29 protein-coding genes are annotated in these 24743 nt (G+C 63.9%); 5 read left to right on the top strand and 24 right to left on the bottom strand.

The window, feature by feature from the left end:
- Positions 1-95 precede the first annotated feature (95 nt).
- The 23 genes from BLW25_RS04315 to fabD all read right to left on the bottom strand — a co-directional run bounded on the left by BLW25_RS04315 (position 96) and on the right by fabD (position 20113).
- A complete protein-coding gene (locus tag BLW25_RS04315) occupies positions 96-3995 on the bottom strand; it encodes a baseplate multidomain protein megatron (RefSeq protein ID WP_092896648.1) in 3900 nt (1299 codons plus the stop codon).
- An 18-nt stretch (positions 3996-4013) separates the two neighbouring features.
- Positions 4014-4469 carry an NlpC/P60 family protein gene (locus BLW25_RS04310; protein ID WP_092896646.1) on the bottom strand — a complete coding sequence of 152 codons (456 nt, stop codon included), beginning with the start codon at positions 4467-4469 and terminating at the stop codon, positions 4014-4016.
- A complete protein-coding gene (locus BLW25_RS04305) occupies positions 4456-5370 on the bottom strand; it encodes a DUF2163 domain-containing protein (protein ID WP_092896644.1) in 915 nt (304 codons plus the stop codon). Before BLW25_RS04305 ends, BLW25_RS04310 begins: the two co-directional genes overlap by 14 nt.
- Positions 5367-5996 carry a DUF2460 domain-containing protein gene (locus tag BLW25_RS04300; RefSeq protein ID WP_092896643.1) on the bottom strand — a complete coding sequence of 210 codons (630 nt, stop codon included), beginning with the start codon at positions 5994-5996 and terminating at the stop codon, positions 5367-5369. Before BLW25_RS04300 ends, BLW25_RS04305 begins: the two co-directional genes overlap by 4 nt.
- A gap of 10 nt (positions 5997-6006) precedes the next feature.
- Positions 6007-6660, bottom strand: coding sequence for a phage tail tape measure protein (locus BLW25_RS04295; protein WP_092896640.1), 654 nt, complete (start codon positions 6658-6660; stop codon positions 6007-6009).
- A complete protein-coding gene (locus tag BLW25_RS04290) occupies positions 6617-6871 on the bottom strand; it encodes a rcc01693 family protein (RefSeq protein WP_092896638.1) in 255 nt (84 codons plus the stop codon). The genes BLW25_RS04295 and BLW25_RS04290 overlap by 44 nt, the downstream gene beginning before the upstream one ends.
- Positions 6868-7188: a gene transfer agent family protein gene (locus BLW25_RS04285; protein WP_092896636.1), complete on the bottom strand. Its 321-nt coding sequence runs from the start codon at positions 7186-7188 to the stop codon at positions 6868-6870. Before BLW25_RS04285 ends, BLW25_RS04290 begins: the two co-directional genes overlap by 4 nt.
- Positions 7188-7601 (bottom strand): phage major tail protein, TP901-1 family, encoded by a 414-nt coding sequence (locus BLW25_RS04280; RefSeq protein ID WP_092896634.1) that lies wholly within the window; start codon positions 7599-7601, stop codon positions 7188-7190. The genes BLW25_RS04285 and BLW25_RS04280 overlap by 1 nt, the downstream gene beginning before the upstream one ends.
- A 31-nt stretch (positions 7602-7632) precedes the next feature.
- Positions 7633-8028 carry a DUF3168 domain-containing protein gene (locus BLW25_RS04275; protein ID WP_092896632.1) on the bottom strand — a complete coding sequence of 132 codons (396 nt, stop codon included), beginning with the start codon at positions 8026-8028 and terminating at the stop codon, positions 7633-7635.
- Complete coding sequence (locus tag BLW25_RS04270; RefSeq protein ID WP_092896630.1) at positions 8025-8363, bottom strand: head-tail adaptor protein; 339 nt, start codon at positions 8361-8363, stop codon at positions 8025-8027. Before BLW25_RS04270 ends, BLW25_RS04275 begins: the two co-directional genes overlap by 4 nt.
- Entirely contained in the window at positions 8360-8959 is a 600-nt protein-coding gene (locus BLW25_RS04265) for a head-tail connector protein (RefSeq protein WP_092896628.1), read from the bottom strand. The genes BLW25_RS04270 and BLW25_RS04265 overlap by 4 nt, the downstream gene beginning before the upstream one ends.
- Before the next feature lie 69 nt (positions 8960-9028).
- Positions 9029-10222: a phage major capsid protein gene (locus BLW25_RS04260; protein ID WP_092896626.1), complete on the bottom strand. Its 1194-nt coding sequence runs from the start codon at positions 10220-10222 to the stop codon at positions 9029-9031.
- Positions 10223-10262: 40 nt separating this feature from the next.
- Entirely contained in the window at positions 10263-10820 is a 558-nt protein-coding gene (locus BLW25_RS04255) for an HK97 family phage prohead protease (protein WP_092896624.1), read from the bottom strand.
- Positions 10821-10829: 9 nt separating this feature from the next.
- On the bottom strand, positions 10830-11075 hold the full coding sequence (locus BLW25_RS04250; protein ID WP_092896622.1) for a GTA head formation protein, RCAP_rcc01685 family: 246 nt from the start codon (positions 11073-11075) through the stop codon (positions 10830-10832).
- A complete protein-coding gene (locus BLW25_RS04245) occupies positions 11072-12325 on the bottom strand; it encodes a phage portal protein (RefSeq protein ID WP_092901497.1) in 1254 nt (417 codons plus the stop codon). Before BLW25_RS04245 ends, BLW25_RS04250 begins: the two co-directional genes overlap by 4 nt.
- 103 nt (positions 12326-12428) lie before the next feature.
- Positions 12429-13772, bottom strand: coding sequence for a DNA-packaging protein (locus BLW25_RS04240; RefSeq protein ID WP_171909473.1), 1344 nt, complete (start codon positions 13770-13772; stop codon positions 12429-12431).
- Positions 13723-14067: a hypothetical protein gene (locus tag BLW25_RS04235; RefSeq protein WP_253188208.1), complete on the bottom strand. Its 345-nt coding sequence runs from the start codon at positions 14065-14067 to the stop codon at positions 13723-13725. Before BLW25_RS04235 ends, BLW25_RS04240 begins: the two co-directional genes overlap by 50 nt.
- Before the next feature lie 239 nt (positions 14068-14306).
- Positions 14307-15488, bottom strand: coding sequence for an endolytic transglycosylase MltG (mltG, locus tag BLW25_RS04230; RefSeq protein ID WP_092896620.1), 1182 nt, complete (start codon positions 15486-15488; stop codon positions 14307-14309).
- A 3-nt stretch (positions 15489-15491) separates the two neighbouring features.
- Positions 15492-16751: a beta-ketoacyl-ACP synthase II gene (gene fabF, locus BLW25_RS04225; RefSeq protein ID WP_092896618.1), complete on the bottom strand. Its 1260-nt coding sequence runs from the start codon at positions 16749-16751 to the stop codon at positions 15492-15494.
- Between the two features lie 123 nt (positions 16752-16874).
- The gene (locus BLW25_RS04220; RefSeq protein WP_092896616.1) at positions 16875-17636 is read right to left on the bottom strand and encodes a hypothetical protein; all 762 of its coding nucleotides are present in this window, start codon (positions 17634-17636) and stop codon (positions 16875-16877) included.
- A gap of 205 nt (positions 17637-17841) precedes the next feature.
- Positions 17842-18075: an acyl carrier protein gene (locus BLW25_RS04215; protein WP_092896614.1), complete on the bottom strand. Its 234-nt coding sequence runs from the start codon at positions 18073-18075 to the stop codon at positions 17842-17844.
- Positions 18076-18304: 229 nt separating this feature from the next.
- The gene (gene fabG / locus BLW25_RS04210) at positions 18305-19042 is read right to left on the bottom strand and encodes a 3-oxoacyl-[acyl-carrier-protein] reductase (protein ID WP_092896612.1); all 738 of its coding nucleotides are present in this window, start codon (positions 19040-19042) and stop codon (positions 18305-18307) included.
- 138 nt (positions 19043-19180) lie between these two features.
- Positions 19181-20113: an ACP S-malonyltransferase gene (fabD, locus tag BLW25_RS04205; protein WP_092896610.1), complete on the bottom strand. Its 933-nt coding sequence runs from the start codon at positions 20111-20113 to the stop codon at positions 19181-19183.
- 167 nt (positions 20114-20280) lie between these two features.
- Between fabD and BLW25_RS04200 the strand changes: the two genes are divergently transcribed.
- On the top strand, positions 20281-21513 hold the full coding sequence (locus BLW25_RS04200) for a cytochrome b/b6 domain-containing protein (protein WP_092896608.1): 1233 nt from the start codon (positions 20281-20283) through the stop codon (positions 21511-21513).
- A 199-nt stretch (positions 21514-21712) separates the two neighbouring features.
- Here BLW25_RS04200 and BLW25_RS04195 read toward each other — a convergent pair whose 3' ends face one another.
- The gene (locus tag BLW25_RS04195) at positions 21713-22294 is read right to left on the bottom strand and encodes a YceI family protein (protein ID WP_092896606.1); all 582 of its coding nucleotides are present in this window, start codon (positions 22292-22294) and stop codon (positions 21713-21715) included.
- Between the two features lie 302 nt (positions 22295-22596).
- Between BLW25_RS04195 and rpsF the strand changes: the two genes are divergently transcribed.
- From rpsF to BLW25_RS04175, 4 genes are all read left to right on the top strand, one after another.
- A complete protein-coding gene (gene rpsF, locus BLW25_RS04190; RefSeq protein WP_092896604.1) occupies positions 22597-22989 on the top strand; it encodes a 30S ribosomal protein S6 in 393 nt (130 codons plus the stop codon).
- A gap of 28 nt (positions 22990-23017) precedes the next feature.
- The gene (rpsR, locus tag BLW25_RS04185; protein WP_022704737.1) at positions 23018-23245 is read left to right on the top strand and encodes a 30S ribosomal protein S18; all 228 of its coding nucleotides are present in this window, start codon (positions 23018-23020) and stop codon (positions 23243-23245) included.
- A 13-nt stretch (positions 23246-23258) separates the two neighbouring features.
- Entirely contained in the window at positions 23259-23831 is a 573-nt protein-coding gene (gene rplI / locus BLW25_RS04180) for a 50S ribosomal protein L9 (protein WP_092896601.1), read from the top strand.
- A gap of 196 nt (positions 23832-24027) precedes the next feature.
- On the top strand, positions 24028-24699 hold the full coding sequence (locus tag BLW25_RS04175) for a ZinT family metal-binding protein (RefSeq protein WP_092896599.1): 672 nt from the start codon (positions 24028-24030) through the stop codon (positions 24697-24699).
- The last annotated feature ends 44 nt before the right edge of the window (positions 24700-24743 follow it).

The following is a 24743-nucleotide window of genomic DNA, read 5'->3' as shown; positions in this document are numbered from 1 at the left end:
TAACGAGCCGCCGCAATCAGCGGGCGGAAACAGCAAGGATTATCTCCGATGCAGGCAGAATCGGCAATCCGGAAAGGAAGATGTTCCGGCCAGGCTCAGGGGGCCACTGCCAGTGACCGAAACGGACCCGCTCCGAAGGAGGGCGACAGCTGGGCGACCATCACCGTAAAGCCGGACTGCGCGCCATCCGCCACCTGCTGCGCCAGCGAATAGGCATAGTGAGGCGCGGATGTTGCCACCTCTCGTCTGATGACATCCGCGACGAGAATTCGCACCATATATCCCTCGCTTTCTTCGGAAAGCGGCACTTCGGTCTGTTGCCAGCTGTCGCCCCCGATCCGCGTCCGCCGGATCCAACTTAGACTCAGATCCCGGCCGGCCTGCGCAGCGCTGCGCAAATGGCTGACTGGCATTGGCCGCAAGCCGATCCCGTCGAAAGCCGTCGCGATCTCAACCACATTCGGATCATCATAGCCACGCCCAGATGCACCGATCCGGTATCGGCGCGAGAGGCCCAGAGCATCCCCTGCCAGTTCCATTTGCGCCGGCACCCCATCCAACAGCACAACAGTACTGCCCACGGGCCAGGCTGCAGGCATGACCCCATCCGTCCCCGCCTGGCCGCGCAGCCGGAGCGAAACCTCCCAGGTTCTGGGCGCGACCAACTCGGCCCCGGCAAACTGGATCACCTCCCAATTGCCGGCAGAGCCATCGCCGATCGCCATCACATTGGCGCCATTGAGTACCGCAACCGGATCGGCCGCACTCAGCACGCCAGCACTCAGCCGGATCCGCAGCGGCTCTCCCCGGTCCCAGACGCCCGGCCGCGCGGCAAGAAGTTCGGTCTCAGTACGCCCGATGACCGACGGTGCGGTGACAATGCGGTTTAAGGTAAAGCCGCCAACCGCAGTCTGCGACCAGAGCGCGACCAAGCCCGGCCAGGGGCGTGCTCCCACTGCAATATAGGGCCGATGCGGTTGTTCATCCCCCCTGAGCAGCGGCAGGTCGAGAAACACCGGCCAGACCGGAACCGGCGAGACAAAGGGTGCCAGGGAGGACGGCACGCTGCCTTCATCGCGGACCTCATAGATCCCACCCTCAATTCGCACTGCCTCGATACGGCGCTGTTCGGTCTGCTCTACGCGCTCCACCCGCCAGGCTGAGCCATCTTGCGTTGATATCCGATCCCCCGGCCCGACATCCATACGCGAAAGCGGCAGGCTGAGGCGCAAACCATCCCGCGCGATCCGCGATTCTGCCAGCCAGCGCCGGGTCACACCAACCCCCTCCGCCGATGTCATCGCAAGCGAAACCTCGGTCCCCGCGACGCGGTGCAACCTGTCCCCGGGGTGCCGGGTCTCGGCCATCCGCGCCTCGTAACCTGCCTCTGCGTCGATAAAGCCAAGACGGATCGACTCGCCGATCTCGACCACTGGCGCGCGCGTCACTTCGGCCTGGCCCTCCAGTTCGTCCACCGCATAGAGTTCGGGGTCGAGCCGGTGATCAATGCCTGGCAAACGGCGCTGGAAGACCAGTTTGCCACCAAGGTCGAAAGCATCGACGCCGAATATCTGCAACAGCGGTTGCAGGCTTGCGCGCCCGCTTTGCACCTGATCCACCAGATAGCCGCGCAGAACAACCTGAGCCGTCACCGTATCCGCCATCGCGATGCCATGGCTGCCGCAAATCTCTCTGATCACGGCCGAAAGCGGCTGGCCGGTCGCCCGCCCGTTCAGCCAGTGGCCGCGCAGATAGGCCGGCCCGTCGGTCCATTTATCCACGCGGCCAGGGAATTCCGGGAAAGGCCGCGCATCCCAGGCCCAGACATGGGCGCGGCTCATATCTATCATCCGCCCGTCATAGAGCGAGGATCGCGGATTGATCGCCGGATCGCGCCAATAGCTGTTCATGGCGCGCAGATACTGCATCTGGATCAGATCATCCCTCGCCCCGTTCGAGGCCCGCGGTAATGCCGATTCCGAGGACATGAGATCGAGGAATTTATTCGGCTGGTTGGTGCCCTTGTCGACCGCCGCACAGCCATATTCGGTAAAGAGGATCGGCTTTGATTGCGGCTCCCACGCCGTCGGGGTGAGTGAACGTTCCCCATCTGCCCGGCCGTGATGCGGCATCTGCCACCAGCTGCGCAGATCCTTGACCCGAAATACCCAGGGCTCCGCAAAGGCGCCATCTTCAATGGGCAGCCGGAGCTGGGCCGCCTCCCCCTCCGGGCTGTCGTAATACCAGTCGAACCCCTCGCCGCCCTCGATATTGGCCTTCAGATAGTCCAGGTTCCAGACCGCCAGCCAGTCGGCGTCGGCGTGATCTTCGCCATCGCGCCAGTCGGACAGCGGCATGTAATTGTCGATCCCGATGAAATCTACCGCCGGATGCGCCCAGAGATCATCCAGCGGGAAGTAGAGATTTCCATCCGCGACATAGCTGCCATATTCGGTCCAGTCAGCGGCATAGCTGATCTTGACCGCCGGCCCGAGGATCACCCGCACCTCAGCCGCAAGCTTCATCAATGCTGCCACAGTCGGGAAAGCGTCGTCTCCATTGCGGATCTGCGTCAGGCTGCGCATCTCAGACCCGATACAGAACGCATCGACGCCACCGGCAAGGGCGCAAAGATGCGCATAATGCAGGATAAAGCGGCGATAGCCCCATTCTTCCGGGCCAGAATACAGGATATGAGTGCCCGCCGCGCTGAAATGCGCCGGCTGTGCCGTGCCGAAAAAGGCCGCAACCTCGGTGTCGGCCAGTGCCGTTCGATCCGTGCTCCCCTGACGCCCCGGTGCCTGATCGGTGGTGATGCGTCCCCTCCAGGGCATGACGGGCTGATCCGCCGCGCCCGACCAGGGATCGGGAAGCCGGTTTTCCGGCTGTTGTTCCATCAGGATAAACGGATAAAACATCACCTCTTTCCCATCCGCCCGGATGGCACGTATCGCCTCGATGACCGAGGCATCGGCAGGCGTGCCGCCATAGACGGGGCCGCTGTCGCGCCTGGGCACTTCGCCGGCTGTTGCCCGTGTCACGCCCCCCGCATGCCAGGCCATCCCCTGACCATCATGGTCGCGCTGTTCGACTTTGGGACGGATCTCGCACCTGCCGCAGCGCAGATCGCTTCCGAACCAGGACACGACCAGTGACACCGAACCACAATTCGGCAACTCGCCAGAGAGCTGATCGAGCCCGGTTCGAAAATCGGTATGGCCCGAGGGCGAGGTGCTGTTGATCGCGACATTCTCGCCCGGGCCATAGCTGAAATGGACCGGGGTCGTCGCCAGCGCATATTCTCCGGTTCCGGGGATCATCGCGACAGCACTCACCAGTCCGGAAAGCGTATCCTCTGGGGCCACATGCGGCCCCTGCGCACTGCGCACCACCTCGAAACTGAACTGCGGCACCCGGTTGCCATAAGCGGTCACGTCGAGATCCTCGATCACCACATAAGCAAGACCGCGAAACGCCGGCACTTCCCCCTCGCCCTCGACCGCTTCGATCATGGGGTCGGGCAGTTGCGCCTCGGTACCATGATAGACCCGGAGCGAAAGGCTGCGCGGCTCGATCTCGGTACCATCGGCCCAGATCCGGCCAACGCGCAGGATCTCGCCCTCGCAAAGCCCGATCGCGAGGCTGACGGTGTAAGAATACTCCGTCACCGACGGCCCCGACGGCGCCCCCTTGCCACCCCGCCGGGAACGGCTGTGCTCCTCATATTGCGACGCCCAGATCACATGGCCCGCCAGCCGCATCCGGCCCCAGAGCTTTGCGATGGCTTTGCCCTCACCCGCGCTCATCAGCCGGAGCCGGTCAATGCGACCGACCTCAACTGCATCCGCGCCCCCGCCGAGGATCTTCTGGTCAATGACCCGACCTACAGTAGCCCCGACTGCGCGCCCGATAACGGCGCCCGAAAGGCCCAGAACAGTGCCGCCAAAGCCCGCACCAAATGCGGCTCCGGCCGCCGAGAGCAAAAGCGTTGCCATCGTGTATCGCTCCGTCTGTCAGATCGGCGGAAAGGAAAAGCGCGCAGCAATGCGCCGCGCCCAGGGGAATGTGAGTGCGCTTTCACTGACCGCGTGACCGGAAAAGGCATGGATGAACCGTGCATCGCGCCCCGTGGCCGACTGGAGCCCAAGGTGCTTTGCCGCCCCCCCGTCCCGCATCCGGAACAAAAGCACGTCGCCAATGGCAGGCGCGGTCTCTTTGGCGATCAGCCAGGTGAAGGCCGCCTCCTGTAAAACCTCGCCTGCGCCGGCCTCGGCCCAGTCGGCGCTGTAGGCTGGCAGCGCACAGGGCTCGGCCCCGTAAAGTTTGCGCCAGATGCCCCGGATCAGACCGAGACAGTCGGCACCGGCGCCGGCACAACTCGCCTGATGAACATAGGGAGTTCCAAGCCAGAGCCGCGCCTCCGAAACCGCGCGCAATGCCGTGCGGACCGTTGCGTCAGTTTCTCCCATTTGTATTCGCCCAGATCGGCAAGACGCGCCGGCCCCCGGTCGCGGGTCGGTCAGAGCGCGGGTAGCTTGTCAGCCAATCCTCCTCCGGAACATGAGGAAAACCTCGAAAATTATTGAAATTTCTGAACTTATCCCGACAACTTCCAACCTGTTTATCGCAACCGGCAAAGAGCCGAAGCTGATCCCCCGCCATCAGCGGCGCACGAATGCCCTCCCAAAGTACGACGCGCCGCCCCCCGGGCCGCAGATCATCCGAGCGGATCATCGCGCTGAGACCGGCTGCAGCACCGCTGAGCACGTTCAGGCGGCCATGTTCAAACCAGCGCGGATCAAAGCCCGGCAGGGCTTCAAAGGTGAACTCTCTGCGATCATCGCTGACCTGCTGCAGTCCGATGTCGCAGAAATAGCCAGGGGTCTGGAGGCTGACCTTGCAGCGAACATCCCCCAGCACGGCCGAGCAACTCCGCGTATAGGCAAAGCCCCCCGGCTGCCCCAGCGGTTCAGCAAGGCCGCGCAACTCCGCCCGAAATGCCGCGCCACGCCGGCTCACCTCGCCCAGCGAGCCACGAAACAACTCGCGCCGCTCTGAGGGCTGCGCCCAGGCTGCAAGCCAGATCCGCACCTCGGCACCGTCATACCGCCCCGCATCCAGATCCTCAGCCGTGATCGCCGCAGCACTGAGTGCCCCGACAACCTCGGAATTGTCCACCGCAAGGCCTGTGGCCTGTTGAAGTGCGCTTGCGGTCAGACCCGACCCCGCGCGATGGATCACTCCCTCGACTGCAAGATCACAATCGTGATCGGTGAAGCCAAGCACCTCGCCATCCGGCCTTTCAATGGTCCACAGATGGCAAAGGCCCGTCACCCCGGTCTGCAAATGCTCGTCCAGCGCAAGTCTCACAGTCTGATCTCCACCACCGGGACATTCGGAACATCGCCGGCCTGAAAGCTCGCGACGGAAACCTGGATCCGGTCGGCGTCGAACCGCACCGGCACATCGAACTCAAACCCCGCAGTGACCCTTGCGCCCAAAGGAGGAGGCACTTCGAAAAGGACCTCGCCCTTCGCGCTGTCGACCGTGAACTCGATGCCCCCGACCTTTGGATCATCGGCCAGCGCGACCAGCACGGACCCCGCCACAGGCTTGCGGATCGGCCGCGAATAATCTTCCGCACCCGATCTGTAAGACTTCAGAAGCGGGAAAGCCGTATTTACCCCATCCCCATGTCCGAGAAACTGATCCAGGGGACCAACTTTCCCCGATGGCAGACAGGAACGATAATCCGACCAGTCCTTCCAACGAAACCCATGCAACTGCCCGCGCCGCGCCTCGAAAAAGGCGATCAGCGCCTCCAGATCGTCCAGTGATCTGAGCCCGACCCCCGCGTCGTAATGCCGGCGCGAATGAGCCCAGGGAGTGTTGCGCTCCTCGAACCCGTTGGTGAGCGTCACAATCTCGGTGCGGCGCTCCGGCCCGCCGACCGAACCGAAGCTCAGATTGGCGGGGAACCTTACTTCATGAAACATGCGCCTCTCCTCACCGATTGCGCTGACCGCGTGCCAGCGCACGCCCCAGCTGTGCCGCGATCTGGCTTTCCGAGCGCCGGAACCCCGTCACATCGGGGGTGGAAATGTTCATCACCACATGCACAGGCCGGCCGCTGCCTTGGGTCAGCACCCCGAGCCTCCCATCCGCGCCGCGGCTCAGTGGCATGATGGCCTCCGGACCGGCCTCGCCCATCAGCCCATGCCCGCCCCGCATCGGAAACGACACCGGGCCCGAAACCACACCACCATTGGCAAAAGGCATGACCCGCCCCTGCGCAAAACCCGCGCCATTGGCAAAAGGCATCAGCCCCGACATCAACCCGTTGATCCCATTTGCAATCGCCCCGCCGGCCGCAGTGTGGATAGGCCGCATCGCGACCGAATAGACCGTATCCACAATCGTCTGAGCCACCCCCCTCAGCGCGTCCGAGAGCCGCAGCCCGTCAAAGGCCAGCCCGTCAAACGCCCGCCTGAGGCCCCCCGCAATACCATTCGACAACGTCGAAACTTCGCGCGAGGTGAAGGTCGCACTATCCCTCAGCCGTGCCAGCTCACCATCAAAAGCCGCGACCATCGCAGCCGAGGCCCCCAGCCTGTCCTCAAGCCCCGCCAGCTGTTCCGCCAGCAGATCCGGTTCCGCCATTTTCGTCCCCTTTCATTCGTGCTGCCCCCCGATCGGGGAAAGACGCGGCGAGTTCTGCCAGCCGCGCCCGCGTCAGGGGCGGAGTCCCCCGCTCCGCCCCCAGCATGATCCGCAACTCGACCGGCGTGATGCTCCAGAACACGCGCGGTTCCAGCCCCAGCCCATGCAGCCCCGCCCGGATCAGCCCCGGCCAGTCGAAGCTGCGGTTCATTTCGTCTCTCCGAGGGAGAAAGCCCGGGCCAGAAGCTCCGCTGCGGCCTTTGCCGCAGCCACCGGCCCGCCGCCGATCTCGACAGCGACCAGATCGCCCGCCTGTCCTCTCCAGCCGCCGCCCCTCAGGCCCGCAACCACCAGCGCCAGCACGTCACGGCCCGAAAACCGCCCCCCCTCGAATCGCTCGACCAGATCCATCAGCGAGGCGTCACCCAGCCCCGCCTCCAGCTCCGCCAGCGCGCCAAGCGTCAGCTTTGCCACATGCGGCACCCCATCAAGCGTGATCTCCACCTCACCCGCATAAGGGTTCACCATCAGAGCGCCGTGAAGCTGAGGGCGCCCGCCGAGGCGAGCGAGACCTCATAGGTCGCCTCGCCATTATGGCTGCCGGAATATTCAAGGCTGGTAATCTGGAACTGTCCCTGCACCACGCCGAAATCCGGGATCACCACCTGGAAGGACGGGATCTCACCGTCAAAGAAGATCTGGCGGGCGCGCTCATCGGTTTCTGCATCTCGAAACACGCCAGACCCAGAGATGCTCGCCGATTTCACCCCCGCCCCCGCCAGCAATTCTCGCCAGCCACCCGAGCTCTCAAGACTGGTGACCTCCACCGTTTCAGCATTGAAACTGGCGCGGGTTGCCCGAAGGCCGGCAATGGTTTCGAACTGGCCATCGCCAGTCTGGTCGATCTTGATCAGAAGGTCTTTCCCGGCCTGAACTGCCATGGTTGTCTCCTTGAAAGAGTGAATGCGGAGATCAGAGTTCGATCCGCGCCCGGAAGGTCAGGTCGATGCGCCGCACAGCGCCCTCGCCGATCCGTCTCGCCACAGCGCGGTCAAAGGAAAGGCGCACCAGCCGTCCGCGCGACAGCGTCGGCATCGGCCCCGCCAAAAGATCCGAGATCGCCACTGAAACGGTTTTTGCCGCCAGAAACCCCTCGGCATCACTGATCACACTGATGACCAGCCGGTGATCCGCGCCCTCTCCCGATTGATCCGAAGCATCGCGGACCTCCTCCGGCCCGATCAGCACGAAAAGCCCCGGCGGCGATGGCGGCAGTGCGTCATGCACCGCAACCCCCGCCAGAGCCGGCGCCGTGCTCAGCCGCCGGAAGACCGCCATTTGCAGGGCTGCTGCTGCGGCATAGCTCATTTCGGCGCCTCCTCGCGGCAGGTGCAGGTCAGCCACAGGCCGCCCTGCTCATTCTCGGCCACCGCGAGGATGGTAAAAATGCGGGCCCCCAGCCTGAACCGCTGTTCTGGGCGCGGGCGGGCGGGCGTCCCGACGGCTGCGCCGCGCACTGTGATCCGCCAGGCCACCGAGGACAGGATTACTTCCTCACCCGAAGGATCGCGGCCACTGCCCGCCACCATCTCTGCCCAGAGCAGACCCACCAGCGCCCAGCTCAGCGTGAACCCTCCGACGCCGTCCGGAAGCCGGCTCGCCTCCTCAAGCGCGAGCTGCTGGCGCAGCTGCGGCACCCTCATCGCCGCCCCCCGCCCAGCACGCGGATCAGCCGCCAGCGCCCGATCAGGCTTTCGACCGCGCCTGGCAGACCCGCACCCCGCGTGCCCGGATCATGCCGGAATTCGTAATATTCTGCTGCAAGCAGCATCACCGCCTGTTGCAGATCAGCAGGCACCCCGGCCCAGGTCGCCGAGAAACCTGCCTCGAACAGCAGCCTTATCCCGCCCCCGGTCGCAGGTTCCGGCAGCGCGGCACCCGTCCCTGCGACCCGCGGGCGATGCTGATCCTGTATCAGCCGGTAGCGCGCCGGATTGACCGCACTCGCGACACCCGCCGGCGAGACCAGTTCGACACTCACCAAAGACGTGACCGGCGCCAGCGGCAAAGCCTGGGCATCGGCATCGCGCCAGACCTCCATCTCCAGCAGGAACCGCCGCCGGACCAGCGCCTTGGCAACCCGCCCTTCGATCGCCGCAATCGCCGCGCGCAGATGGCTCTCCAGCAGTGCATCCTGATCCGCCGCCAGCGCAAACCCGCTGCCAAGACGCAGATGTTCCTTCAGCGCGTCCAGCGGCAGGCTCGCCACCGGCACCACCGTCTCTTCCGTCAGTCTCATAACCTGCGCCCCCCAATACTCTCAGCCGAAGAAAGCGGGCCAGGCCGCGAACGGCCCGGCATCAGGTCGTCAGGAGGTCGCAACACGCAGCAGTTTGATGGCTGCGTAATCAGCAATGTCACCGCCCACGCGCTTGGTGGCATAGAAGAGGACATGCGGCTTGGCCGAGAACGGGTCGCGCAGAATGCGCAGATCCGGGCGCTCAGCTATGGTATAGCCGGCGTGGAAATCCCCGAACGCGATGGGGAAGCTGTTTGCGCCGACGTCAGGCATATCCTCGCAGATCAGCACAGCATAGCCCATCAGACGCGCGGGCTCACCCGCCGCCAGTCCATCCGACCACAGGAAACGGCCATCGGCATCCTTCATCTTCCTGACCGCGCCGGCGGTTTTGGAATTCATCAGGAAAGTGCCATTGGCGCGGTAATCGGCGCCCAGAGCATAGACCAGGTTGATGATGCAATCGGCGGGATTACTGGTCGCGAAATCCGCCGCAGCCCCCGTCGGCACATAACCGAGATTGCCCCAGGCCCAGGAGGCATTTGCCACCTTGGCCGGCAGCAGGATGCCCTTCGGCTTGTCAACGCCATCCCCGTTGATAAAGGCCGAAGCCTCGGCGCGGATGAAACGCGTGGCGATCTTGCCCGCAAGCCAGCCTTCCACGTCAAAGGCACTGTCATCAAGCAGCCGTTGACTGGCCTTCGGCATGGCTGAGAGCTCATGCAACCGGATCTGGATCCGCTCAAGCGTGGGGGTTGCCGTCTCGGTCGTCGCCGCCGCCTCAGTCGCCCAGCCCGAGCCGACCTCGGAACGGTCCACCAGAACGTCGAACGAGGTCGCCTCGACCTGCACGACATTGGCCACCGAGCGCAGGCTCGAGGTCGAGACCAGCATGGAGCGGATCTGATCGGCCGTCTGCGGCGAGACGAGATATCCGCCATCCGCCGCCACGGCCGTCGACATTGCTTTGCCCTCAAGGCTCAGCCCGCGATAGCCCTCGTCATCGCCCGATCGCAGATAGGCATTGAACGCCTGGCGATGCGGCGCGTTTTCCTCCGGCACGGCGGAAAGTGCCGGACGACCCCAGGCCATGGTTTTCTTCTGAAGCATGGTCAGTCGCTCTTCCTGATGTTGCCGCGATTGTTTCACGTCAGCCTGAAAGAAACTGAATTCCTTCAGGAATCCGGCCATAGCGGTTTTCACCTCGGCAGCCGGGCTCAGGCCCGGGGTGATCTCCCCGGCCCGGATCTCTTTCTCCGTCATCCGTTCTTCCTTTTGTCTGGCAGAATTCCCGGGGGCGCGCTCAGCGCCCTGCAAGGTCACGCCTTGCGCTCTCAAACAGCGCGGCGAGCCCGTCGAAAACCGACGTCACCTCTTCGGATTTTGCCGCCACCCGCGCCTCGCTCAGCATCGGGAAAGTCACCAGAGAAACTTCCCAAAGCTCGACTTCCAACAGCCTGCGCCCCTTGCCCTTGCCGGCACTCTGACCGGCGCCCTCGCGCTCGGCCCGCAGCGTCCTGTAACCGATCGACAGCCCGTCCAGCGCGCCCGCTTCCAGCAGAGCCGCCGCCTCGCGCCCCTTTGCCACTTCGGTCAGGAGGCGCCCTTTGACCCAAAGCCCGGTCGCATCTTCGCGGACCTCATCCCAGATGCCGATGGGCTGGGTCGGATCATGCTGCCACAGCATCCGCACCCTGCCGCCTTTCGCCTTAAGACGCGCCAGCGATTTCGCGTAGGCCCCCGGCGCCACCAGATCACCGCCCTGGTCCCTCACCCCGAACAGTGAGGCGTAGCCCGACAACTCGCACCCCTCGCTCAGGGTCAGCCCTGCTTCGGGCCGGCAGAATTTATGTTCCAGCATCGCTCACCCTCATTTCATCGCCGCCCGGATTACCGCTTCCGCGCCCTGTGCCAGCAAAAACGCCGCCCCCCCGCAGACCCCAAGCCAGATCCGCCGCTCCAGCCGCTCCAGCGCCGCGTCGATCTGGCCAAGGCGGAATTCCAGCGCCGCCCAACGCTCCTCCATCACCCGTTCATTGGCCTCGATCCGGGCATGGGCGGCGTCAAAACTGTCAAAGATAAAGCGCGACCCCGCCCCCTCTTTGCGCTGGTTCATGCGCTCCCCTCATCGCCCGGTTCCTCATCCGGCTCCGGCAGACGCGGCAGACCCAGAAGCGCGCGTTTCTCCGCCTCGCTCAGGAAAGATGCCGACCCAACCCGTGCCCATTGCTGGTCGCGCTCGACCGCCAGTGCCGGGATCTGGTCCAGATCAGGCCGCAGCCCGACCGCCTCCCCCCCAAATCCGGCGAGCCAATGCGACAGCGCTGCCAGCACCCGCGACGCGAGCGGCAAGACCGTCAGCCGGTAAAAGGCCCGGTTCGCCTCCTGATAATTGGCGTAAGTGGCGTCGCCGGGGATTCCCATCAGCATCGGCGGCACCCCAAAGGCGACCGCAATTTCGCGCGCCGCCGCAAGCTTGGTCTCGTGAAATTCCATATCCGAGGGCGAGAACCCCATCGGCTTCCAGTCCAGCCCACCCTCCAGCAGCATCGGTCGTCCGGCGTTCCGCGCCCCCTGATGATGCGCCTCCATCTCAGACACCAGCCGGTCATACTGGTCCGGCGTCAGAACGGACTGCCCGTCGGCGCCCTTATAGATGATCGCCCCCGAAGGCCGCGCCGCATTGTCCAGAAGCGATCTCGACCAGGCCGATGCCGCATTATGCACATCAACCGCCACCGCCGCCTGCATCGGCGACAGGCCATAATGATCATCCTGCGGATGGAAGCTACGAATATGGCAGACCGGGCTCAGCCCTTCAGTGACATCAAAGCGATGCACCCGGCCCGCCACCGTATAGTCAAACGCCACCGGCCAGCCATCCGCCCCCGGCACCAGCGACATACGGTCGGGGCGCAAAGCATGCAGTTCCCCCGGCAGCGCACCGCTTCCCGGCTCGCCCGGCCCGGGCACCGCCTCCACATAGGCATTGCCGCTGAGCAAAAGATTGCCGTAAACCGCCTCCAGAAGCTCCGCCCGCCCCTGCGCCCCATTGGGCCGCGCCAGCAGCGCCAGCACCGGATGCGCCTCATAGCGACGCTCGCAATCCTGACAGATCACCGGCAAAGCCGCCGCTGCTTCGGCAATCATCCTGACTGCACGGAATCCGACCGGATTGCCCTGAAACCCCGCCCGGGTCAGCGAGACGGCGTCGCGCGCACCGCCCGCAACCCGGCCTCCACTTCCCGTCACCACGCTGCGGGCGATCACCCGCCCCGTCGCGCTCGCCTTCTGCCCGGGCACCGGCGGCACCCTCGACCTGCCTTTCAGGAAATCGAACACAAAGCCGCTCCTTTTGTAAGCCATGCGAAAGCCGCCCCGAAAAGGCACTCCGCCGCTCATTTCCTTTTGATCCAAATACTCCGGGGGTCCGGGCGAGGGTCCCCGGCCGCACTTCCGCAGCGCAGCCTCAGATCGTGCGCACCCCCGGCTGTCCGATCCGCGAAGAAGGTACGATCATCAGCTCGGTCAGTGCCCAGACCAGAGCGTCCAGCCGGTCCGGGCTTCCCTGCCCCTGCCAGCCGGTCCGCGTCATCCGGACCATCTGCGCCTCGAGATCCCCGAGCCCCCGCCGATGCGCGATCCGGCCCTGTTCGTACAAAGCCGCCACCGGTTCGGCGCGCAGCATCTTGCCCCGCATCGCCCGCACTTCGCGCACCGGCACCAGCGGATCAACCTGGCGCACAACACCCGCGACCAGATCGCCGCCCTGGTTCACCTCGACGACCAGCCGCTCGGCCGAAAATTCCTCCATCGCCGCAACTGCCGCCCGCGCCCAGCCATCCGGGCTCGCGCCGCGCACTGTTCGGTCCGCCATCACCACTGCCCGCCACTCGCCGGGCGCTCCGCTCGTATCCGCGCCCACCACCACGATGCCGCATTCGTCGGATTTCTTGGTCGCCGTCACCGGAGGGTCGACAGCCACCACCACCCGCAGCGGCCGGACCTCGGCCGCCGCCTGCGCCTCGGTGATCATCGCCTGTGACCAGAGCGCCCCTTCGGCCTCCTCGATCAAAAGCCCCTCAAGCTCCTGTCGCCCCTGCGAGGTGCCGCCATAGCGCGCCTTCACCTCCTCAAGATAGCTCTCGGCCAGCCAGGCCCGGTTAGCCTCGGTGGGCGCATGGGTCACCACCGTCGAAGGGTTCTGCAAAATCGCCTTCAGCACCGCCACATTCCGGGGCGTCGTCGTCACCACCTGCTGCGGATTATCCCCCAGCCGCAGACCGAACTGCAGCTGATCCCATGTCTCTGCTGCCTTCGGCCATTTCGCCAGCTCATCCGCCCAGGCCGCGTCGAATTGCGGCCCCCGCAGCCGTTCCGGATCATGCGCCGAAAAAAGCTGCGCCACCGCGCCATTCACCCATTCCAGCCGGTTCCTGGACGCAATCCATTTCGGTCGCCGGTCCGGCGGCGAGCAGGCCAGAATGCCGCTTTCTCCCAGCACCATCACTTCACGCGCCTGCTCCAGCGTTTCCGCGACCAGCGCCACGCGCCGCGCCAGCCCCGGCGCTTCAGCCGTGTCACCCTCGACCATGGAACGCACCCATTCCGCTCCGGCGCGTGTCTTCCCCGCACCACGACCGCCCATGATCACCCAGGATTTCCACGCGCCTTCAGGCGGCAGCTGATGCGGCAGCGCCCAGAAATCGAAGATCCACGGCAGCGCCCGCAACGCATTGTCACTCAAGCCGCCCAGAAATTCATCAATCTCCCCGGGCAGCGCGGAGGCGAGCCAGTCGGCGCCCGATCTCATCCCGCGCCGCCCCGAGGTCGAGTTCGCCGTCTCCTGCGCCCCCGCCGGCAAGCTCTTTGCGGAGTTTCTCGACATTCCTTCTCTCCTCCAGCAGCGCCTTTGACAAATCGGTGAGATCCCTGACCGCCCTGCGGCCCTCTTTTGCCAGTTCGAACCGGCCCGCGCGGATCCCCGCGAAAGCCTCGTTCAGCTCCTCCACCGCGATCCGGTAAAGCTCTTCAGTCAGGTTCAGCGCGCCCGCCGCCTCACGCGCGCGGGCGGGGTCGCCGCCCCCTTCCGCAAATATGATCGTCATAGATGCCGCCCTTTTGCCGCGCCTTCAAAAGCCAGCCCTGCTGGTTGCGGGCCGTCTCGGGCCTGCGAACCTGCGACATAAAAAAGCGGCCCCGGGGTCGCCCCCTGGCCGCTTTCTCACCTCTTTCAGCATGTCATAATCTCTACGTCAGAGCGGGCGCAGAGTCAAGAAAAATTACCAACGAAACCAATATCTTAAACGGTCTCTACGTTTACGATTTGTTAAGAATTCAGGTCCGTTCACTCCGCACTCTGTACGCCGCCCTGACCCGCCTGCCCCTGCTGCGCCTCAATCTTGCGCCAGCGCGCGACATTCTCATTATGCTCTGCAAGGGTCACCGCAAAGGCATGTCCGCCAGTGCCATCCGCAACAAAGAACACATAATCCGATTGGTCCGGATGCAGTGCCGCAGCAATCGAGGCCCGCCCCGGATTGGCAATCGGGGTCGGCGGCAACCCGTTAATAACATAGGTGTTATAAGGGGTGGAACGGCGCAGCTCGCTTTGCCGCAGCCCCCGGCCCAACACGCCCTCGCCCTTGGTAATCCCATAGATCACCGTCGGGTCGGTCTGAAGCCGCATCCCCTGCCGCAGCCGGTTGACAAAGACGCTGGCGACCAGCCCGCGCTCGTCGGGAACCGCAGTTTCCTTCTCGATGATCGAGGCCATGATCATCGCCTGTTCCGGCGTGTCATAGGGCAGATCCTCGTCGCGCCCCATCCACAGATCGGCCATGATCCGTTCCTGATTGGCGCTCATCTGCGCGATCAGGCCCGCCCGGTCGCCGCCGCGAACCACGTCATAGCTTTGCGGTGCAAGGGATCCTTCCGGTGGCACGCCGGCAATCTCGCCCGACATGAAATCCACCTTTTTCAGCGCATCAACCACCGCCCAGGAGGTCACGCCCTCCACCACCGTCACCGTGAACCGCATATCGGGCTTTGCCGCCGCTTCGGTATAGTCCGCCGGCCGCTCAACCGCATCGGGCGCGAATTTCGCCACTTCGACAAATCGGTTGGTCGCCGGGTCCAGCTCGCGCAGCACCACATTCGCGCTGGCCACACCGATCACCAGCTGGATCTCCTGCCCGCAGGTCGAAGCCCCGCCCAGCGTCAGCGCCCCCAGCACGTCATCCATCGTGGCACCGGGAGGAATCAGGTAAGAGCCGAATTTCAGATCCTTGGCCCGCCCCGAATATTCCGCGCCGATCCGGAAGATCCGCGCATCGGCCACCGCACCGCGCGTCTCAAGGGTGCGCGAGACCGAGGCGAGGCTTGCGCCCCGCTCGACCTGCACACAGACCGCCTCCGTCAGCGGCCCGGGGCTGACATAGACATTGCGCCCCCAGGCCACCAGCGCCGCCGCCGCGATCAACAGAACGATGAATAACGTCAGCGCGTTAGAGGCGATACTTTTCCACATAGATTACTTGACCTTACCAAGAACAAGGCTCGCATTGGTGCCGCCAAAGCCAAAGCTGTTCGACAAAGCGATATCGATCTTGCGTTCGACCTTCCTGTTCGCAGCCAGATTCAGCTTCGGCGCCACTGCCGGATTATCAAGATTGATCGTCGGCGGCGCCACCTGGTCGCGGATTGCGAGGATACAGAAAATCGCCTCTACCGCTCCGGCCGCCCCCAGCAGGTGACCGATCGAGGATTTGGTCGACGACATCACCGCATTACCCGCCGCATCGCCCAGAAGGCGCTCCACCGCCCCCAGCTCAATCGTATCCGCCATGGTCGAGGTGCCATGTGCGTTGATGTAATCCACCTGGTCGGGCGTGATCCCGGCCCGTGCCAGCGCCGCTTTCATCGAACGGAAGCCACCATCGCCATCTTCCGACGGTGCGGTGATGTGATAGGCATCACCCGAAAGACCATAGCCGAGAACCTCGGCATAGATCTTCGCGCCGCGGGCTTTTGCGTGCTCATATTCTTCCAGCACCACCACGCCCGCGCCCTCGCCCATCACGAATCCATCACGGTCCGCGTCATAGGGCCGGCTGGCTTTGGTCGGATCATCGGCGCGTTTCGTCGACAGCGCCTTGCAGGCGTTGAACCCGGCAATCCCGATTTCCGAGATCGGGCTCTCCGCCCCGCCCGCCACCATCACATCGGCATCGCCGAAGCTGATCAGCCGCGCCGCATCGCCAATCGCATGCGCCCCGGTCGAACAGGCCGTGACAACCGCATGGTTCGGCCCCTTGAAACCGAAACGGATCGAGACCTGGCCCGAGATCAGGTTGATCAGCGCGGCCGGGATGAAGAAGGGCGAAACCCGCTTCGGCCCTTTCTCTTTGATCAGCAGCGCGGTGTCCGCAATCGTCGAAAGCCCGCCGATCCCCGAGCCGATCATCACGCCGGTGCGCTCGCGGTCTTCTTCAGAAGCCGGCTCCCAGCCCGAATCCCGGACCGCCTGCACCGCCGCCGCCACCCCGTAAAGGATGAAGTCATCGACTTTGCGCTGCTCTTTCGGCTCCATCCAGTTATCGGGATTGAAGGTGCCATCGCTGCCATCGCCCCGCGGGATCTCACAGGCATATTGCGTAACCACATTCGACGCATCAAACCGCGTGATCGGGCCCGCGCCGGATTTCCCCTCCAGCAGGCGGCTCCAGGTCTCTTCCACACCGGAGGCCAGCGGTGTGACCATTCCCAGACCCGTAACGACGACACGGCGCATATCTGCACTCCCTCGAAAGGCGATCATTTCCCTTCGCCTGATACACGCGCGCCCGCGCGCCCGCAACAGAAGGGGTAGAAGGCGGGCAAAGCAACGCCAACCTTATGGATACGAATGCGGCCTTCAGGGCGCAGCTGCCACGCGCCATGCCTCGGGCAAGACAATCAGGAGCGAGGCCAGCTGCCCGCCTTCCCCCTCAACGCAGTCAATCCGCACCAGGGCCGAAGGCGGCCCGCCCGCCGCCCGATCCAGCACCTGCCCCCCGGCGATATCGCAATCCTGATCGGTGAAAACCTGCCCCGCCAGCAAATCCCTGACCGTCACCGGCGCGATCCGTTGCGGCTCGCCCAGCGCCGCCGCGATCCCGTCAAGCCGCGACCCGATCCCCGCGACCAGCACCGCCCCCTCGCCGCGCCAGGACCAGCCGGTTTCCAGGCCGATATGGATCTCTCCCCCCGGGGCCAGTGACCCTTCAACCGGCGCCGGACCCGAATCCCCTTGCCCGCCGGCCCCGTAGGGAACACCCCGCGCCTCTGCCAGCACCTGCCAGGGATTGACCGCCTCCGCAGGCACAACCGCCCGCGTCATCCACCAGGTCGTGCCTGGCCCGGATGCCTCTCGCGCCTGATCCTCGTCACGGCGCACCTGGTAGACTGGCGCAAGGCTTTCCGCCCCGCTCTGACGATCGACCACCACCAGAAACACCTCGCGCTGCTCGGAACTGTAGACGCCCAGATTGTCCCAGGTGCTGCGCAGCAGGAAAATGCTCTGCTCGCTGAAGCCGAAAATCTCGTCACGCAGATCGATGATATCCGGCGGCGTCGCCCGCGCAGCATCTGTCCCTGCCTGCAAAATCGCCAGCCCCAGCGCCAGATGCCATTTCATCCCCGTTCCCCCTGACCAAATCCCTCACCGCCGCAGGGTTGCACAGCCCAGAGCCCGGGTCAGCCGGCATCGGCGGGGTCCACTGCCAGAGGTCAGGATTTCCCGCCCCTCGCCCGCAACTTAGCAGGGCGCAGCGCAAACCTGCGCAAACAAAAAGGCTCCCCGAAACCGGGGAGCCTCTCTTATCCCGAAAGGGACAAAACGATCAGACAGCTTTCGAGATGAAGCCGACCGCATCGCCGAAGGTCTGGATGGTTTCAGCGGCGTCATCCGGAATTTCGATTCCGAACTCTTCTTCGAAAGCCATGACCAGCTCGACCGTGTCCAGCGAGTCAGCACCCAGGTCGTCGATGAAGGAAGCGGTCTCGGTGACCTTGTCCTCTTCAACGCCGAGATGCTCGACAACGATCTTTTTCACGCGATCTGCGATGTCGCTCATGTTTCGTCCTCTACTCCGTTCGCGGGGTCATGCCCCCGGCCTGGTTATCCGCACCGGGGATGGACTCCCCGATCACGGCAGCACCGGGGCGAGCCCCCGGATTCTGGCGGGCGCTATAGCACAGCCGCGCTCCATGGCAAATGCTTTCCAGGCCAAAGGTCAAGTGCCGACGCCCCGCCGAACCCGTCCGAAGACCCAGAAAACCTCATATCAGCGCCTGTGTCCTGGCTCAGATCATCGCCATTCCGCCATTCACATGCAAAGTGGCGCCCGTGACATAGCCTGCCTCATCCGAAGCCAGATAGATCACCGCCGCCGCAATCTCTTCGGGGCGCCCCATCCGACCCGCAGGCACCGCCGAGAGAATCCCCCCCTTCTGTGCCTCATTCAGCTTGTCGGTCATCGCGGTCTCAATAAAGCCAGGTGCCACGCAGTTCACGGTGATGCCCCGGCTTGCGACTTCCGTAGCAAGGGCTTTCGACATCCCCACCAGCCCCGCCTTCGAGGCGCAGTAATTCGCCTGGCCCGGATTGCCGGTGGTGCCGACGACGGATGAGATATTGATGATCCGCCCTTTGCGCGCTTTCATCATCCCCCGGATCGCGGCACGGCAGAGCCGGAAGCTCGCGGTCAGATTGACGTCGATGACGCTGGCCCAATCCTCATCCGACATCCGCATCGCAAGCCCGTCACGGGTGATCCCGGCATTGTTGACGAGGATATCGACCGATCCCATCGCCTCGCCTGCGCGTTTCACCAGACCCTCGACCTCTTCCGCGACCGAGAGATTGCATTCCAGCACATGCGCCCGCGCGCCAAGTTCTGCCGCCAGCGCCTCCAAAGGCGCAACCCGCGTCCCCGACAGCCCGACAACCGCGCCGGCCTTGTGCAACGCCCGCGCAATATCCGCGCCGATCCCGCCAGAAGCGCCGGTTACCAGCGCCGTCTTTCCCGTCAGATCAAACATAAACCATTCTCCCAAAGGCCTGAGGCCTTTTCATCTGTCTTTAAACATCCCGGGGCGGGACCATTGCCCGTGCCACTGGTTCGGGAAACCGATTGTCGCAGGGGGCCGGTTCCCGACCCGTGCCCCCTTTCGAAAGCCTCAGCCCTTCAGCGCCGCCACATCCGCAGGCGTGCCCACAGGCTTCACAACGGCTTCTTTCTGGATCCGCCGGATCATCCCCGCCAGAGCCTTACCGGCGCCGACTTCCCAATATTCCGTGACGCCCGCACGTTCCATCCACAGAACCGATTCACGCCACCGGACCGAGCCGGTCACCTGCGCCACCAGAAGATCGGTGATCTTCGACGCCTCCGTCACCGCCTCGGCCCGAACATTGGCGACCAGCGGCACCACCGGGTCGGAAATCACCACCCCGGCCAGTGCCTCTGCCATCCGGGCCGCCGCAGGCTGCATCAGCGCGCAATGGAAAGGGGCGCTGACCGGCAAAAGGATCGCCCGCTTCGCGCCACGCGCTTTTGCGATTTCGACCGCACGCTCGACCGCGGCCTTATGGCCGGACACCACCACCTGGGCGGGGTCATTGTCATTCGCCGCCTGGCAGACCTCGCCCTGCGCCGCTTCTGCCGCCACCTCTGAGGCCGTCGCGAAATCAAGCCCGAGGAGCGCAGCCATCGCGCCGACGCCCACCGGCACCGCCTCCTGCATCGCGACGCCGCGCACCCGGAGCAGCCGCGACGTATCCGCAAGGCTCAGACTGCCCGCTGCACAAAGCGCCGAATATTCGCCAAGGCTGTGCCCGGCCACGAAATCCGCCGTGCCCTTCAGCGGAAAGCCCTCGGCCTCCAGCACCCGCACTGCCGCAATCGATGTGGCCATCAGCGCCGGTTGCGCATTCTGCGTCAGCGTCAGTTCGGCGATATCGCCTTCGCGGATCAGGACCGAGAGCTTTTCGCCCAAAGCCTCGTCCACCTCATCAAAGACGGCTTGCGCGACCGGCCAGGTCGCGGCCAGTTCCATTCCCATCCCGATCGCCTGAGCGCCCTGACCGGGAAAAACAAATGCACGGCTCATGCGTGATCCTCCATGAATTTCCCCTCAGATAGCGCGATCCCCCCCCTCTCGCAATGTTGAGCAAAAGCGCCGCACAGACGCTGTGCCCTGATCCGCGATGTCACCTGGGCCCCGAAACTGCTACTCTGCCAGCCAGACACCTCTTCAGACCAATTCCGGAGCCCATAATGCAAGCCCGCAACACGGTTGCCAGTTATGGCCGCGTCAGCCGCATCTTCCACTGGCTGACCGCCGCCCTGATCATCACCACCTTCCCCCTCGGCCTGATCGCCGAAAACCTGCCCTATGCCACCTCGGAAGAACTCGCGCTCAAGGCGCAGCTCTTCTCGATCCATAAGACATTGGGGGTCACGGTGTTCTTCGTGGCGCTGGCCCGCATCCTCTGGGCCCTGACCGAGACCCGCCCCGCGCCGGTCCATCCCGGCCGCAAACTCGAAACCTTCGCGGCCGAAGCGGTCCACTGGTCGCTCTATATCTCGCTGGTGCTCGTGCCCCTGACAGGCTGGATCCATCACGCGGCGGTCGATGGCTTTGCCCCGATCCTGTGGCCCTTTGGGCAAAACCTGCCCTTCGTGCCGAAATCCGAAACCATCGGCCAGGTCTTCGGTGCAGCCCATGGGCTTTTCGTCTGGATCCTGCTGGCCTCGCTGGTCCTCCATATTGCCGGGGCGCTGAAACATGTGATCATCGACCGCGATGAAACGCTGGCGCGCATGGTCAAAGGCACGCCCTCCATGGCTGGCCATCCGCATCAGGCCCGCGCGCCTGTCCTGGCCGCGCTCCTGCTCTGGGCCGCCGCCGGCTTTGCCGCATGGGAGATCAGCCGCCCCGCTACCACCCTGCCCAATACGGCTGTAGCCTCTGCCCCCACCCCGGATACGCAATCGCAGCCTGTGTCCCCCGCCGACACCGGCGCCAATACCTGGCAGGTGGAAAGCGGCAGCCTCGCGCTTTCGGTGCAGCAAATGGGCAGCGCCGTGGCAGGCCAGTTCGCCACCTGGTCCGCCGATATCGCGTTCGAGGAAACCCCGACCGATGGCCGCAACGGCACCGTCACCGTAAAGATCGACACCAGGAGCCTCAGCCTCGGCTCGGTCTCCGACCAGGCGAAAGGTGCCGATTTCTTCGACGTGGCCAACCATCCCGGTGCCACCTTCACCGCAACTATCCGCCCCGAAGGCACGGCTTATATCGCCGAAGGCACGCTTGATCTGCGCGGCCAGGTGAAACCGGTCAGCCTGCCCTTCAGCCTCACGATCACCGGCGATACCGCCGTGATGAAAGGCGAAACCACCATCGACCGCCGTGATTTCGGCATGGGCACCAGCTTCGGCGACGAATCCCAGGTCGGCTTCCCGGTCCTCGTCACCATCGAACTGACCGCGAAACGCCAGAACTGACAGCCCCCCGCCGTCCAATTTATACGCGCGCCCTCCTCCACGGGCGCGCGTATTTGTACGCCCCCGGGTTTTCGCAAAACACACAAGCCGCAACTTCCTCGTGCGAAGAATACTCCCGCCGGAAGCCTCCCCGACCGCCATAGAAAAAGGCCGCCCGGATCTCTCCGGACGGCCTGATATCTTCCTGCGTCGAAACCGGTCAGTCAGCCTTGCCGGCCTCGAGGTTGATCGTCACCGGCACTTCGTCGCTGACAAAGGGCGCCACCATGCCCAGGCCGTATTCCGACCGGATCAGCGTGGTGGTCGCGGTCAGACCGATCCACGGCTTTTTCTCCATCGGATGCTCGCCGGCCTGGTTCAGCACGGTGTCAAGCACCACCGATTTCGTCACACCGTTCAGCGTCAGGTCGCCGGTGATCTTCGCGGTCTTCTCACCGGTCACCTCGATCGAGGTCGATTTGAAGGTCACGTCCTTGTTCACTTCGGCATTGAAGAAATCGGCGGTCATGAAGTGATCATAGCGCGCCTGGAAACCGGTGATCAGGGTCGAAACCGGGAAAGACACTTCCACCGACGATTCCGCCGGTGCATCCGCGTCGAAATTCACCACGCCGTCAAAGCCCGAGAACATGCCGTAATTGGTCGAGAAACCAAGGTGATTATAGCTGAAAAGGATCTGGCTGTGCCCCGGATCGACATTGTACTTCACGGCTTCTGCAAAAGCGGGGGCGGTGAAAGCAGCCAGGGCGGCGGCAAGAGCGAAAGAAAGCGGACGGTTCATACCTGTCTCCATGAATGGACTTAAGATGGTGCGAGACTGCCGGTCATGCTGCAGCCGCACAATCCGGCAGGAGCGAACAGCATCCCTGCACCTGTGAACAGTCACAATTCCGCCAGACCTTCCGTGAACGGCGGGCTTTTGCCATTGTCCCGGCTGCCGCCCTTCGTCCTTGCGCCCCTCTGCTTTCCCTGTATAAGGCCCCATCCTTTCCGAATACCCATGAACCGGCGTAGCCTCTCGTGGACGGGCCCGGAAAGGTCTTTGCCCGTCCTATGAAGCCGCCCTGTCAGCAAGGAAGCCTCATGCCGCTTTACGAGCATGTCTTCATCGCGCGCCAGGATCTCTCCAACGCGCAGGCCGAAGGCCTCATCGAACATTTCTCCACGGTTCTCGCAGATAACGGCGGCAAAGTCGTCGAGCACGAGTACTGGGGCGTCAAAACGATGGCCTATAAGATCAACAAGAACCGCAAGGGCCATTTCACCCTGCTGAAGTCGGATGCTCCGGCTGCTGCAGTGCAGGAAATGGAACGTCTGATGCGTCTGCATGACGACGTGATGCGTATCCTGACCATCAAGGTCGATAAGCATACCGACGGCCCCTCGGTTCAGATGCAGAAACGTGACGAGCGTGAAGGCCGTGGCGACCGCGAAGGCGGCGACCGTGGCGGTTACGAACGCCGCGAGCGTCGCTGATCAACGCCTGAAGAAAGGTCCATAAACCATGGCGAATAAACCGTTTTTCCGCCGCCGCAAGGTTTGCCCCTTCTCGGGCGACAATGCACCGGCAATCGACTACAAAGACACCCGTCTCCTGCAGCGCTACGTATCCGAGCGCGGCAAGATCGTTCCGTCGCGCATCACCGCCGTCTCGGCGAAGAAACAGCGTGAACTGGCACGGGCCATCAAGCGCGCACGTTTCCTCGCGCTTCTCCCCTATGCCGTGAAGTGAGGAGCACCGAACCATGCAAGTGATCCTGCTCCAGCGCGTGGCGAAACTCGGCCAGATGGGCGAAGTCGTCAACGTCAAGCCGGGCTATGCCCGCAACTACCTCCTGCCGCAAGGCAAGGCGCTGCGCGCCAATGAGGCCAACATCAAGTCCTTCGAGGCGCGCAAGTCGCAGCTCGAAGCCGACAACCTCGAGACCAAAAAAGAAGCCGAAGCCGCCGCTGCAAAGATCGACGGTCAGACCTTCATCGTGATCCGTTCGGCCTCCGAATCGGGCGCGCTTTACGGTTCGGTCACCGGTCGTGACGTATCCGAAGCGGCTACCGCTGCGGGCTACACCATCGCCCGTGGCCAGGTCGCACAGGACCAGCCGATCAAGTATCTCGGCATCCACCCGATCACCGTCGTGCTGCATCCGGAAGTTTCGGTCAGCGTTTCGGTGAACGTGGCCCGTTCGGTCGAAGAAGCTGCTCTGCAGGCTTCGGGCAAGTCGGTCCAGGAACTCGCAGCCGAGGCGGAAGCCCAGGCGGAATTCGAGATCTCCGAGCTGTTCGACGAGATGGGCTCTGCCGCGTCGGAAGACGAATAATCAAATCCGGATCTCCGGATCGAAAGGCCGCGCCCCACCGGGCGCGGCCTTTTTCATTCGCGGATCCCTGCGGCGGATCCCTGCCCCGGCCGGCAGGTTTCCCTTGCCCTGCCCTGTGCTCCTCGTTAGTCAAAAATAGTTATACTATCACATAACGAATCGCGGAGCCTTCCGCCCGATCCAGGGGATAAAGACCATGGCCACCCTCCTTCACCGCCCGCTGCTCCTCGGCGTGCTTGCTTTCACCGCCTCGCTTTCGCTTGCCATGGCCGATACTGCAAAGAAAGATCATGACCATTCGCATGACCATTCCCACAGCCATGACGAGGCGAAGAGCCAGATTTACAAGGGATATTTCGAAGACAGCCAGATCGGCGACCGCGCGCTTTCCGATTGGGAAGGCGACTGGCAATCGGTCTATCCGCTGCTGAAAGACGGCACGCTTGACCCCGTTATGGCTGAAAAGGCCGCGCATGGCGACAAATCTGCGGCAGAATACAAAGCCTATTACGAGACTGGCTATGCCACCGAAACCGACCGCATCACCATCACCGGCGACCAGATCACCTTCCAGACCGCTGGCGGCGCGGCAACCGGCACCTATGCCGCGGATGGTTATGAGATCCTGACCTATGAGAAGGGCAATCGGGGTGTTCGCTTCATCTTCAGAAAGACCGCCGGCGATGCGCAGGCGCCAGGCTTCATCCAGTTCAGCGACCATATCATCGCGCCCGAAAAATCCGGGCATTTCCATCTCTATTTCGGCGATGACCGTGCAGAACTGCTGAAAGAGCTGACCAACTGGCCCACCTATTATCCGGCCGGTCTCAGCGGGGCAGAGATCGTCTCCGAGATGAACGCGCACTGACCCCGCACAACACAGAAACGAGGCAGGCAAACAAAGCAGACCAA

The organism is Rhodobacter sp. 24-YEA-8 (assembly GCF_900105075.1).
GTDB lineage: Bacteria > Pseudomonadota > Alphaproteobacteria > Rhodobacterales > Rhodobacteraceae > Pseudogemmobacter.
The sequence above is the reverse complement of the archived record's forward strand: the minus strand, read 5'-3'. Positions and strand labels throughout refer to the sequence as shown.